The sequence below is a fragment of the Mesorhizobium sp. M0910 genome (genome assembly GCF_040319465.1).
GTDB lineage: Bacteria > Pseudomonadota > Alphaproteobacteria > Rhizobiales > Rhizobiaceae > Mesorhizobium.
This window is the reverse complement of record NZ_JAMYNZ010000009.1, coordinates 37,939-50,106: the sequence shown is the minus strand read 5'-3', so window position 1 is coordinate 50,106 and position 12,168 is coordinate 37,939. Positions and strand designations below refer to the sequence as shown.

Sequence of the window (12,168 nt, the reverse complement as noted above, 5' to 3'; positions counted from 1 at the left end):
CAATTATTTCGCTAGTGTCACACACTCTCTCTACCCCAATACCATTGGTGAAGGTGTCTCCGGTGCAAGAAGGGTCAGACGAAAACATCGATGGGCTAAATGCTCGTGCGCTGCATTTGCACACAATAGACTCGTTAGTTGCCGATTTGATTACAGGCATCCCAGTTCTCATTGAAGGCTCGCGCAGATTTTCTTTGCCTGATACTGCAACGCGTAGCGCGTTGGCATGGTATCAAAATCGTGGCCCGGCGACCTGGAGTGCTGATGTCCGCTCCCTGCATGCGGAAGAACTCGTGGACGCGATTTCCCAACCGCCACCTGCCGTGAAGGCCTTGCCCTCGCGGCCCGCGAACGCGAACAATCGGCGCCTTCGGCTGAAGAGGGTGGAGGCCCACCGGTTCGCCGGCCTGCATAAGTTTGGGACACCGGATGCGGCTCCGGAGAATTATGTCCATGAGTTCTGGTCCCCAATCACGCTCTTCGAAGGGCGGAACGGATCCGGCAAGACCTCCCTGCTCAATACCGTCATCTGGACCCTCACCGGTCAGATGCTTCGGCCGCAGCGCGAGCCGGAAAACCCGGAGGACTTTGATTGCTGGATAGGCAATGCGGAGGACGAGCGGACAACGCACAAATTGTCCTCACTGACACCCATGCCACTCCTGGACGAGTACCGGCCAGACAAGGACTGGGTTCCCGCAGATACATGGGTTGAACTGACCTTCGTTGATGACGGCGGCGTGGAGCTTCCCCCAATCCGCCGAAGCATAACGCGCTCGCTTCAGGGCAAGCTGAAGGAGTTGCCACCCGATCTATCCGCGCTTGGGGTCGATCCTATCGCACTTCGCATCGGCACCGTCATGCCGGCCCTACTCCCGCTCATTCGGTTGGGATCCGAGTCAGAATTGGGACGCGCAGTGTCAGAGCTTACAGGGTTATCTGCGCTGGTGGACCTTGCCGCACATACGCGCCGCGCGAAAACCAAAATTGACAAAGACCTCGTTAAGGCTAAGCGCAGCGAACGCGATAAGGCGGACGCCGACTACAACGTTGCCAAAGGCGACCTCGAAAAAATCTTGCGGACCCATGCTGGGCTTGAGCCGCCGATGGCGGTGCCAGTCCCGTCGGACGACAAGGCCATTGAGGAAAAGGTTAAGACCATCAAGGCGCACTTCGACGACGCAAAGGCATCGGCGTTTGAGTCCGCGAAAGAGATCCTTGGCGGGCGTTTCGATCCCGCCGATGCAAAACTGCGTTCCGACCTCGAAGATAACATCGGTCGCGCGCTCGAGCGTTTCAGCCAGCCTCAAACATTGAAGTCGATCGCGCGACTCGCCGACCTCCGCAAACTGACCCCGGACCAGCTTGGCGGTGCCGAAAACAAGCTGACTGCCATTCTGACGGAAGCGCGTACCCTCCAGGAACTGGCGCAAAATCCGTCAAGCGCAGCACGAACGCGCTTGTATGCGCGGATCAAGGCCTGGATGACGGATCATCCGGACCCAGCACGCGACCAAGACCGGTGCGTCGTGTGTGGTGGCGATCATTCACATGCCGTCGACCCTGTGACGGGTCAGCCGGTCAAACAACACCTGGCCGGGGCTGCTTCCAATGCTAACCTCTTGTCGCAAACCCTTGCCCATTGGGCGGCAAATGCCCATGGTGATATGTTGCGCTCGTTACCCGAGGCGCTTCGCGCTGAGTTGATTACGGACTTGCCGTCAAATCCGTGCGACCTTCTGAGAAAAGCGCTCGTTGAAGAGGCTTTTTCGTTCGCACCGTTTGCGGGCATTCTTGGCGAGTTGAAGTCCCCCACGGCCTCCAGCCTCGATGGCGTATTCGAGAATCGCGCGGAATTGGATGATCCCGTCGCCATCGCTTTGCCAGCAGGGTGTAGCGACCTTCAACTGGCCTTGGAGCGGCTTGACCGGGCAATCCGCTTTGCCCGTTGGCGCCAGAACAACGATGCATTGGCAAAGGATGTCCTCAACCGCGTACTCGGGCGCAAGCCCAAGGAAGGGGAGCCTGCAGAGAAGCTAACCCTTACCGGGAAGCTGTTGGAACTTCAAAACATCGTCAAAGCAGCCGAGCCGATATCGGACGCGTTAACCCAGTGTGCACGGCTCTCAAAGCACTTGGCGACGCGTCGGGCAGCTGAAATCCGGCTTGCCAATTACGCGACGGCAAGCACGGCGCTCAGCCAACTCGCTGATTTGGGAACACTGGCTGACAGGCAAGTCGACCAGCTTCGCAAAATCCTTCGAACTGACGCCGCCGCATGGCGGCATCTGATCTATCTCGGCGCATTTCCCGATACGGCTCACCAACTCGTCGATACCGGCATGGGCCGCAAAGGCGAATTGGAACTCGTCGTCCAAGCAGGAGGTGTCGCGGCTCCAGCCCAACATGTCACGAACGCATCGGCCCTAAGGGCGAATTTGGTCGCATTCTTTTTCGCCTTCTGGCAGCACGTGCTGAAGGAGCGTGGCGGTCTGACTACTCTCGTGCTTGACGATCCCCAGGAGTTGCTTGACGACGAAAACCGGGAGCGGCTAGCGGCCGCACTCGGGAACTTGGCGAGCGGGGGGGCGCAGGTGATCGTTACGTCCTATGATCCCCGCTTCAGCAGCCGAGTTGCCAAAATCCAGCTTCCGGGCGGAATTGAGCATCTTGCAATGCATCCCGCGACACGGCTGCAGCCCCGCGTCAGGACGATCGTACCCCATGCCGTCCTTCTTGAGCGCAAGAAGCGCTTTGATGCCGACCCAAATGAAGAAGAGCCCGCACGCGAGTTCGCCGATGGATGTCGCGTGTTCCTCGAAGCGCAGCTTGGGGACATGTTCGACGATCCGGCCCATTCATCCTGGGCGAAGGCTACGCCGAATCCCACGCTCGCCGATTTCGTGCAGCGTATGCGCCCATTGGCGCGTGCCGGATCGGTCGGGATGTTTGGCGCAGGCATTTTCAGGCGGTTCACTGAACACCCCGCGTTGGGTGACAATTCCCCGGTGGTGGCCTTGATGAACAAGGCCCATCACGGACGTCGCCTAGACATCACTGCTGGAGAGGTCGCGTTATGCGCTAGCCAATTGGTCCATCTGATCAAACTTGCCGAGGACATGCGTGACGAATGCTATCGCTGGCGCCGGCGGGACGCCCCAGAAGCGAAGCAGAAGCTTGAGGCGCCAGCTGCGATCGACTTTACTTCGCTTTCCACACCGCAGGTCATCATCTGTCCTGACTTGGCGGCCTTTACCCGGCACCGGGCGGCTACGGGAACTCAGGACGAACCAGAGATTCTGGATTCGCGCGTTCTTGAGGGCTGCGTCGCATACTATCTCAGGCGGGCCAACTTCGGGTTCGCGGCACCCGCTGGCAGTCTTGCGATCGTTAAGTCGATCGCAGCACCAAGCGCGGACCGGCGGCTTGTGATCGCTCGTCACGGCAAGGATATTTACGCGCGCCGGCTGGTTCGCAGCGCAAATGGCGGATTAATCGGCCTTACTGCCGAGACGCCGGACCCGCGCATCCGCAATCCTAAAACCGTCTTTCTGCCCGAGGATGAAACGGCAATTCACCAAGTTGTCGGGATCATTTTCGACCACAGGGTGCGCGTCGATCATGGCCCAGAAGAGGCCGTAGCTGTTGACGTCAACAGGGAGTTGCAGCGGATCGCGGTGGCCTTCCGCGTGGTCGATGAAAGTGCGGTGCCGCTCGCACTGGACAAGCAAGTCGTCCTTGGAGGGGATCACATCGAACTCGATACCCTCGGGCATCATCAGGACGCCCTCGTTGCCCTTTTCCTTGATGACGGATCAAGCATTTTCAAGCGGGTGGGGTCGGCACTTCCTGGCGACCTTTCCCATCTCAGGCTGTTCGAGAGCATAGGCGGGATGGGATCGTCTCAGGTCCTTTCTGTTGGAAAGGCGGCATGCGGGGTTCCATCGGTCGTTGGCGCTCGGAAAATCGTCGGCGTGCTTTACAACGTCTAGCGATGTGACGCGCAAACCAAGTCGATCGCGACCAAAAGCGGCGAGTCCGCTTTGCGCCTAAAGTCGGACGTTCAACAGACGGTCGTCGCGTTGCGGAAGCGGACATTGCCAACGCATCTGACTGTCGAGGTTCTTTGACGTCACAATTTCCGCTGGCCAGATCGCCGTCACATCGAACAAAAAACCTTGAAAAGCGCCCGGTGAGGCACCTCGCTTGTGTTTCCACTTGCCTGGATCTGGCGCTCACATGACACGCGCATCAGCTGGCGAGTCCTAATGTTCGTAGCAGATTCCTAACCGTGCAAACGCCTTCAGCCACAATCATATAAACCACTCGGAAGGCATGTTAGGTTAAAAGAAATTCTTGGGAGGGGCGAGGACGTGGTAGCCAAGAAGCGTTTGAACAAGTCGACCGACAGGTATGTCATCATTCCAAACAACTTCGACTTGGCAGGCGAAACCGAGAGCACGCAATTCCTTAAGTCACTGAATACACGAGCGGCGAAACGCAGGCCGCTCTACAAGATGACCAGGAGGGCCGTCGCATCGGACGTCGGCGAGTTCAAGGTAATCGATAGCGTCGACCTCAGCGAGGCTGCGCTAGTCGAGATGACATCCGACCAAGCACACGAGCTGGCTCACCACTATCCAAGCCTACGTGTCGTCAAAGAGGTGCGGCTTCGGCCACTGCGCACGTTGCCTCTAGCGGCCGGCATAACTCAGCCAAAGCTGCCGAAGGCCAACCCGATCAACACGCTCACCGTCACGGTAGTGTCCAAAGGCACCGGGAGGCCGGTGCCGAACACCGAACTTATTATCATTTTCAACGCCAAGACCGGTCAAGGCATCACTAACAAATGGACCGACGCCCAAGGCCAGATGACGACGCCGCTTCCTAATGCGCTCAATGCCATCAACAGCATCATCGCGGTGCCAAAGGCAGGTTACTGGCCGGGGGAGATTGCCGCTATCGTTGTCAACCAGGCCGGAAACACACAGGTCACGGTTGAGGTCATCCCGATTGGTCCCAAGCATAAGGACGGCCTCGACATCATCGGCCCCAAAGGGAAGAACCGCGGTGCCGGAGTCCGCATTGCAATCATTGACACCGGCGCCGACCAGTTCGAGGGGCTGGATGCGACCATCGGCAAGAACACTACGGGTGTCGACGCCGTGGACAAGTGGGAGGACACCGGCGTTGGCCATGGCACTCATGTTGCAGGCATAATCCGGCGGATCGCTCCAGACGCAGAGCTCTTCATTTATCGGGTCTTCGGCGGAAAGGACGAGACGGCCGGCGAAGTAGCGATCTCGAAGGCTATTCGAGACGCTGTGGACAACAATTGCGACCTCATAAACCTGAGCCTCGGTCAAGCCACGGAGGCGCTCAGCATCAGCCGCGAGACCCGCCGGGCACGACAGCTTGGCACTGTCTGCGTGGCGGCCGCCGGCAACGACTACATGAGCTCCGTGCTCTATCCCGCGCGATCAAGCCATATGCTCGCCGTCTCAGCGTGTGGCGCCATCGACTCCTGGCCAGTTGGATCTAGCACCGGCAGATACGTCGCCAAGGCCCCCGCGCCGATACAGAAGGTGTTCTTCGGAACTTTCAGCAACGTGGGCAACGAGCTGGACTTCATTGCGCCGGGTGTCGGCATTATATCTTGGGTGTCCAAAACGGAGAAAGGTGTGATGGATGGAACCTCGATGGCCTGCCCCGTAATTACGGCCAAGATAGCTGGCTTGCTCTCCACAAACCAAGCTCTGATGGCGGCCGACAGGGACCAGCAGAGGTCCGACGACATCATCAAGCTCGCTTTCGTCAATGCGAAGGCTTTTGGGTTTGGCGCCGAGTTCGAAGGAAGCGGTTTCATCACCTAGTAAATGGCCATGAAGAAGAAGCGCACATTTGTCCTAGTCTACGGGAGCCCGGCGGATCCAACGCCGTCAGAAGTAGATCGCACGCTTGAGACCCTGGAAGGGTTCGAGGCGGAAGAAGTTGTGCCGGGGACCATTCAGATCATCGGTGAGCCGGCCAAGGTCCAGAAGGTTGCTGCAAAGATCGACGGATGGACTTTAGCGACGGAAGGGCAGCTATCGGACCACCGTCCGCATCGCAGCATCAAATAGCTTTTAAGCAAGGGGCCTTGATATGCATCGGAAGACGTTTGGACCACCAGCAGAAGACCTATCGACACTCCGAGTTACCGAAGCGCTACGGCCGATCGGCGAATATAGGGATCGAAACGGCTACGATCCAAAATTCATGGGAGATACCTTGCCGCTCCCATCACCCGCAAAGGGAAAATGGAAAGGCGATGTGGTCGAACTCCTCGATGACGCCCGCCGTGACGGCGCCGATCCAACCGAGTTGACGTACCGCAACTTCTCGGTTCGGATATCTAAGAGCCGCCGCGCCCCATTTGTCAGCGCCGTCAACATCGACGGCAAGCTGTCGAACCGGGACGTCAACCGCACCGACGTTTGGCGCCGTGACCCTCGGATACCCAACCAGTACCAGAATCTTCGCGAGGGTTACGGGAACCAGAACCAGGGCTTTTTCTCGCGAGGCCACATGACCCGACGGGAGGATCCCAACTGGGGCGAGGACGTCAAGCTGCTCGAGCAGGCCGACGCGGATACCTTTCACGTAACCAATGTTGCCCCGCAGCGCCAAGGCTTCAACGCCGGCATTTGGCTGGCTCTAGAAGAATACGTCCTCGGCAATTCGGACAATGAGAACCTCAAGGTCTGCGTCCTCACCGGTCCGGTGATGCGCGGGGAGGATCCGACTTATTATAATGTCCAGGTTCCCATCGAATTCTGGAAGATCGTTGCTTTCGTGAACGGAACCAACAAGCAGCTAACAACCATTGGCTACAAGCGGTCGCAAGCCAAGTTCCTGCCGCGTCCGGCCAAGGCGGCTTTCGTCTTCGGCGACTTCCAGGACACCCAGGTCAGCATTGCAAGCATCGCAACCGATACGGGCCTCAACCTCGACGAGTATGTCGCCTACGATGTGTTCGAGGGTGCCGGTGAGAACTTCGAGGTCGAAGTGACGAGCGTCGCCGACTTTTATCTCACTCGCTGAGCGGCAGGAGGCCTTAGACCGTGAAGATCGTCGGTCTGGGCATTGACCTTGTGAGCGTCGAGAGGATACGGCGCTCACTAGAGGGCCTGGGCCGATCCTGGGCGAACAAAGTCCTCGTACCAACCGAGTTAGACAGGGCGCCGTCCTGGGACAATGCGGAGTACGTTGCACAGCTGTTCGCCGCGAAGGAAGCATGCTCGAAAGCCCTTGGGACCGGCATGACCAAAGGCGTCCACTGGAGGTGCATTGAAATCGAACTTCCTGGCAAAGCGCGTTTCTCGGGTGGTGCCCTGCGCCGCATGAACGCTGTCGCAGGCAAGGGCTATCAAGGCCTTATAGTTATTGACTCATTCTGCAAGGAGGGCTTGGCAGGCGCCAGCGCAATCCTCTTCGCCGTCACCCGCTGAGGTCGGGGGGTTGACTTTTCCAACACAACAATCATCTTTATGTTCGATTTTCGAACACGAGGTGTGCCATGGACGCGACCATAGATGATCTCGGGAAACAGTTCGACGCCAAGGTGCCGGAATTGCTCAAACGCTTGCAGGAATGGTTCGACAACGAAGCTGCGTCGATCGATGACGTCATTTCCAAATCTGCTCCAAGCGGGACCGGGGGCTCGGTAGTGTCCGGCCGGCCTACCATTGATTCAAAGCGCATCGTCGATACTACGGTCATCACCGAGGAGGTGCTGGGCATCGAACTGCCACCCGAGATCATCAAGCCCGGCGGTTACAATGACTTCCAGGAGATGGCCGACCATTTGGTACCTCTCCTTAAGCGCGTCTTTACGAAGGATCTAAAGGTCAAGAAGCCCCTCGTGAAGGCTGCAGCGTAGGTGATGTGATGGCAAACGAAGGGGACAGGTGGCAAGAGATTGGCGAGCGCCTGCGCAAGGCTCGCGAATACGTCGAACTCAAGCAGGAAGAGGCTGCCGACGCCGTCGGCATATCCCGGTCGGCGCTGTCCCAGATCGAAAACGGCCGGCGCAAGGTCGACGCGGTGGAGTTAGGCAACTTCGCTCGGATTTACGCGCAGACCATCGAATACCTGTCAGGCGAAGCTAAGGCTGAAGCAATCCCGGACAGCGTGACTGCTCTGGCGCGGGCAGCTAAGGACTTGTCTACAGAGGATCGGGACGAGCTGCTTCGCTTCGCCCAATTCCTTCAAGCTAGGCCACCGAAGAGACCGGACAATGGCTAGATCAGCGTCCTCCCTGGCCAGGCTACGGGCGGTCGCCGCCGCAAAGCGGGTTCACCGCGGTCTCGACCTCGAGAGGCGAGTGATCGAATCCGGCGGTCAGGTCGACATCTTCGAGGCTATCGACGAACTCGATATCGCTCTGATCTTCAAGCCATTGACCTCGGCCCTTGGCTTTTGCCTGCCGGCGCCGATGCGCGGCATCATGGTGACAACCTTGCGCGGCCTGCACATCCAGCGCTTTACAGCGGCGCATGAGCTGGGGCACGTGATCCTCGAGCACACGGGCAGCATCGACAAGGAGCAAGAAATCTTGGCCCGGGATCCCTTCTCGGGCAACAAGGGCGATCTCCCGGAAATTCAGGCAGAGGCGTTCGCAGCCGAGTTCCTGCTGCCCCGCTGGCTGTACTTCCATCACGCGAAGACTCAGGGCTGGACCACCGGCCACCTACGCAACCCGGACGTTGTCTACCAACTGTCGCTACGGATGGGTGCGAGCTATTCGGCCACATGTTGGGGGCTGGCAGGCCATCAGATCCTTGACCGCGCCGAAGTGGAGATACTGACTCGGTCCAAGGTCGCGCAACTCAAGACCACTGCCGGCAAGTCGTTCCGCCCCGGCGACTCCTGGGCCGACGTTTGGCGCCTCACCCGCAAGGACTCGGGCTCGAGCGTAAGCGGCAATCCCGATGACCTCATCCGGTTTGACCTCGATGAGATGGTAGACGGCGGCTACCAGTGGGACTTAAGTGACCTCAGGCATGCCGGCTACGAAGTGCTGGCCGACGAGTCCACCTTCTCCCGAGATCCACTGCTTTATGGTGCTCCAGCCCAGCGGACGGTGATTGCGCGTCCACCTGGTCGCGGGGCCACCCAGATTCGTCTGCAAGAACGTCAGGCTACAGACGAGGCTACGGACGGAGACCCCGAGCTCCAGCTCAGACTGGTGCTCGAAGGGAAGGAAGACAGTGGACTGTCGCGGGTTGAGCGGCGGCGGCGGGGTATCGGCCCGTGATCGTTGCGATGATCGACTTGCGTTCGGACCTGCCACCGGCAGGAAGGCAGGGGCGACGGAACTGCTGCCTTGCCTTCGCCACGTCGAGCGCCCACGAGCACTCTCGCGGCGACGGCCGCTCACTGTCGATAGAGTACCTCTACTTCCAGTCGGTCGCCCGCTCGCCGGGTGCCAATCCTGACATGGGTGCCGCGATGGAGGTGGTCGCCTCTGCCATCGAGGACGATGGCCAGCCCGCTGAAGCGATCTGGCCCTATCACAAGGTCCAGCTTTATCCCCCCGACTGGATACCTCCGGATGAGCTGGGGCAGCTTTTCCACGCTGACGCCGACGTCGGCGAACTGGACGTCAATGAGATCTGTCGGCTGTTGGAAGACGGACAGGTCGTCGTTCTGGGGCTGGTCATCACCGACGGCTTCAGGGTCCCGGATGGAACTGGCCGGATCAATGCTTTGCCGGCTGATACCGAGCGCGGAGGTCACGCCGTACTGGCCGTAGGGTACGGGTACGACCTTAGCGGCGGTCTCTACGTGTTGATCCGCAACAGCTGGGGCTCGTCGTGGGGATTGAAGGGTTACGCTTGGGTCTCGGAAGGCTATCTGGAAGCGCAACTGTGCGAAACAGCCATAATCTCGAAGGGAGAAAAGTGATGGAGCTGATCAAGGGCACGAGCACTCCCGAGGTGTGGCTCGCAGCATGCGAGTACCTCCAAAGGATGCCGGGCCACGAGGATTTTGATGTGATCCTCCACATCACGAACCCATCGCCTCTGTCCAAAGCGGACGCCACCGTGCTGGCAGGCGTCGAGAGCTTCCTCGTGCGGCACGGCGGGGCTCCGGTCTCCACGGTGGCCGAAACGATCTTCCCCCTCCAAGACTACATCCGCGGTGGCAAGGAGGCAGTCTTCGAGACCTATCCCGAGCGGATGGCGAAGATCCACGCAGCGAGAAAAGACCGGCAGTGGGGGAACTATGCCATGCGCATCCTTCGCCAGAAGGATCGGGACGGAACGACATACAATCCGCTGAAGGAACTCTTGAAAAAGATCCAGAACCACGGCGAGTACAAAGCCACCTTCGAGCTGGGGCTAGGCCATGCGATGGAGGATTGCGAGGCGGTTGGCGACGATATTGCCATCTACAACGACGCAGCCGACCGGCGCCCAATGTACGGTCACCTGCCCTGCCTAATGCATCTGAGCATCAAGTTGGACCACGGCAAGGTTCGGTTGAACGCGACCTATCGCTCTCACTATTACGTGCAGCGCCTGCTCGGGAATCTGCTCGGCCTCGCTCGCCTGCAGTATTTCCTTGCTCATGAAGCCGGGCTGGACGTTGGCCCCCTCACTATCAACTCCACCTACGCCAAACTTGACACCGGCGACAAACGCAAGTGGAACATGGGCGACATCGATGCACTCCTCGCGGCGAGCCGCCAGCTCTATGCCGTCAAGGAGGCAGTATGACTACGCTCGGAGCAGAGGTGCGGTTTACGGTCGCCGACTTCGTCTACGAATTGCAGCTCGAGCAGCTGCGCCATGACGAAAGCTTTCACAAGGATGTGGTAATCCTGCCCCTGGCTGAGCGGGTGAAGCACATGGCGTTGCACAACGGAAAGTACGTCGCCTACTTCTTCGAGGCGGCCGACGCCGAACGCTTCGCTGCGGTACTTACAGACGCCTTCATCATCACGCTCGCCACCGCAAACACCATCAACCAGGATCTTGGCAAGGCAGTAGCCGAGGAATGGGCATCGATCTCAAGCCTAGATGAGGCCCCGGTTCCGCAACCGGAAGGGCAGAGTGCTTTTATTAGGGCGTACGCCATTGCCGCCGGGTTGCTCGCAAAGGCCTGCGAGTCCTGGGACCATCTCGAGATGGCGCCCTTCAACACGATGATGCGCGAGAGCAATTTGGCGCTGTTCAGGCTCGTGGTGGGATACGCGGCCGCGTTGAAGCTTGACCTCGTCGACCACTACCGCAAGCGGCTTAGGTTCATCGAACGCCGTTCGATCTTCCATCGGACTCTGGCAAGCGGGGGCTGAAGATGTTTTGGGGCAACAAGGAACTAGAGCAGCGCCTACCTGATCTTATCAAGCCTTTTGACTCCGACCTTCTTGACCGCGCAACTTATCGCCTTCGGGTCGGTGAGGAAGTTTATGTTTCGCCCACGGGTGTTGGAAGCGACACCACACTCAAGACGAAGACGCGCCTGAGCTCCGGAGATGATTTTCAGATTCCAGCGGGCCAGTTCACCCTGTTGATCACTCATGAAGAGGTCTTCATTCCAGAGAATGCTCTGGCGTTCATTTCCATTCGGGCCAAATACAAATTCAAAGGCCTGGTCAACGTCTCAGGCTTCCATGTCGATCCCGGTTTTCGGGGCAAGCTCATTTTCTCGGTTTTCAACGCCGGACCACGCGCGGTTCACCTCGAACATGGTGAGGCGTGTTTTCACATCTGGTACGCTGATTTGAGGGACTACAAAGAGGTTGGTGATAAGCCTGGGTACCAGAACATCCCGCCCGATCTGGTAAGCTATATCGCGGACGGAGTGCAGTCTTTCTCGGGGCTGGACTCTAAGATCAAGGATACAGACAAGCGTCTGGCAGACCGCATGGCCAGCATCGAGAAGGAGCACGTCCTTCTCAAGACAACCGCTGCGATCCTCGGAACGCTGCTTGTCGCAATCTTTTTGAAGGATTGCTCGGCTAGTCAACTGAAGGCCGGTATTCCCGCAACCCCGTCGATCTCGGCTCCGCCGGTACCAAAACCAGCGACACCGGCGGCCCAACCTGCGACGCCGTAGCTGTTAGCGGCGGCTGCTTGTTGCTTTCGTCGCATGCCCTCACGGTTTAGGAAAGATCGGTTT

At 58.8% G+C, this 12,168-nt stretch carries 12 protein-coding genes; all 12 read left to right on the top strand.

Translation table 11 applies throughout. The annotated features are described in order from the left end of the window. Positions 1–62 precede the first annotated feature (62 nt). The gene (locus tag NKH78_RS22430) at positions 63–3,992 is read left to right on the top strand and encodes an AAA family ATPase (protein WP_352884053.1); all 3,930 of its coding nucleotides are present in this window, start codon (positions 63–65) and stop codon (positions 3,990–3,992) included. Between the two features lie 381 nt (positions 3,993–4,373). Then, positions 4,374–5,873 (top strand): S8 family peptidase, encoded by a 1,500-nt coding sequence (locus NKH78_RS22425; RefSeq protein WP_352884051.1) that lies wholly within the window; start codon positions 4,374–4,376, stop codon positions 5,871–5,873. A 9-nt stretch (positions 5,874–5,882) separates the two neighbouring features. Next, positions 5,883–6,122, top strand: a complete 240-nt coding sequence (locus NKH78_RS22420) for a hypothetical protein (RefSeq protein WP_352884048.1) — start codon at positions 5,883–5,885, stop codon at positions 6,120–6,122. Between the two features lie 190 nt (positions 6,123–6,312). Continuing rightward, entirely contained in the window at positions 6,313–7,083 is a 771-nt protein-coding gene (locus NKH78_RS22415) for a DNA/RNA non-specific endonuclease (RefSeq protein WP_352884046.1), read from the top strand. Between the two features lie 20 nt (positions 7,084–7,103). Further along, positions 7,104–7,490 (top strand): holo-ACP synthase, encoded by a 387-nt coding sequence (locus NKH78_RS22410; RefSeq protein ID WP_352884044.1) that lies wholly within the window; start codon positions 7,104–7,106, stop codon positions 7,488–7,490. A gap of 68 nt (positions 7,491–7,558) precedes the next feature. After that, positions 7,559–7,921: a hypothetical protein gene (locus NKH78_RS22405; protein WP_352884042.1), complete on the top strand. Its 363-nt coding sequence runs from the start codon at positions 7,559–7,561 to the stop codon at positions 7,919–7,921. A gap of 8 nt (positions 7,922–7,929) precedes the next feature. Further along, positions 7,930–8,286 (top strand): helix-turn-helix domain-containing protein, encoded by a 357-nt coding sequence (locus NKH78_RS22400; protein ID WP_352884040.1) that lies wholly within the window; start codon positions 7,930–7,932, stop codon positions 8,284–8,286. A gap of 79 nt (positions 8,287–8,365) precedes the next feature. Then, positions 8,366–9,298, top strand: a complete 933-nt coding sequence (locus NKH78_RS22395) for an ImmA/IrrE family metallo-endopeptidase (RefSeq protein ID WP_352884038.1) — start codon at positions 8,366–8,368, stop codon at positions 9,296–9,298. Beyond that, positions 9,295–9,948, top strand: coding sequence for a C1 family peptidase (locus NKH78_RS22390; RefSeq protein ID WP_352884036.1), 654 nt, complete (start codon positions 9,295–9,297; stop codon positions 9,946–9,948). Before NKH78_RS22395 ends, NKH78_RS22390 begins: the two co-directional genes overlap by 4 nt. Next, a complete protein-coding gene (locus NKH78_RS22385) occupies positions 9,948–10,763 on the top strand; it encodes a thymidylate synthase family protein (RefSeq protein ID WP_352884034.1) in 816 nt (271 codons plus the stop codon). Before NKH78_RS22390 ends, NKH78_RS22385 begins: the two co-directional genes overlap by 1 nt. Then, positions 10,760–11,341, top strand: a complete 582-nt coding sequence (locus NKH78_RS22380) for a hypothetical protein (RefSeq protein WP_352884032.1) — start codon at positions 10,760–10,762, stop codon at positions 11,339–11,341. Before NKH78_RS22385 ends, NKH78_RS22380 begins: the two co-directional genes overlap by 4 nt. A gap of 2 nt (positions 11,342–11,343) precedes the next feature. Further along, positions 11,344–12,105: a dCTP deaminase domain-containing protein gene (locus tag NKH78_RS22375; RefSeq protein WP_352884030.1), complete on the top strand. Its 762-nt coding sequence runs from the start codon at positions 11,344–11,346 to the stop codon at positions 12,103–12,105. Positions 12,106–12,168 lie beyond the last annotated feature (63 nt).